This is a genomic window from Xenorhabdus sp. TS4 (assembly GCF_014467265.1).
GTDB classification, from domain to species: domain Bacteria; phylum Pseudomonadota; class Gammaproteobacteria; order Enterobacterales; family Enterobacteriaceae; genus Xenorhabdus; species Xenorhabdus ehlersii.
The window spans coordinates 1-687 of sequence record NZ_NKHQ01000064.1 but is presented as its reverse complement, the minus strand read 5'-3'; the positions used below and the strand labels follow the sequence as shown (position 1 = coordinate 687).

Below are 687 nucleotides of genomic sequence, written 5' to 3'. Positions count from 1 at the left end.
GGGGGTAGTCAGTTATACCCGTATGCTTACGTTGAAAAAAAGAGCACTTATTCCCCTGTGCACATTCCTGTCATCACGTCAAAGCCAAACCGCAGGCCTTGCGTTTATTGACTTAACCAAAATAGCGGTCTGCCATAACCTGCGTATTCCCCGAAACCGGGTCTTTGACGGCGTAGCCCGCCGGGGAAAAACCAGTACTGGCTGGTTTTATGGTTTTAAACTTCATTTGCTTATCGATGATTGCGGGGCACTTTTAGCGGTCAAATTGACGCCCGGTAATACGGATGATCGTCAACCGGTTAAGACACTATTGAAGGGGGTAACCGGACATGTATATGGCGATAAAGGTTATCTTTCACAGGCACTGTGTGATGAGCTTGCCGCAGAAGGGATTACCTTAGTCACAAATATTCGTAATAATATGAAAGCCAAAGCGTTATCGCGTTGGGACAGGCTGATGTTAAGGCAGCGTTTTCTCATCGAGACAGTGATTGAACAGCTGAAAAACATCTCTCAAATAGAACATTCAAGACACCGTAGTGTACTAATACCGCTCACTTAAGCAAATCAAGATAAGTCATAATCGTCCTCAGGGCAAACGGGTCTAAATTATACTGACGTAAAACCCACCGTGAGGACTTTCAGCATGTAACTATTATCCCATCCTGCTTTCTGACGCTTAGTTTT

The 687-nt window shown here is 44.8% G+C and carries 1 protein-coding gene; it reads left to right on the top strand.

All coding sequences use genetic code 11. The features are described from left to right. Window positions 1-562, top strand: a 562-nt coding sequence (locus Xets_RS14140; protein WP_255430656.1) for an IS982 family transposase, incomplete at its 5' end; no start/stop codon positions are given. Window positions 563-687: the final 125 nt, after the last annotated feature.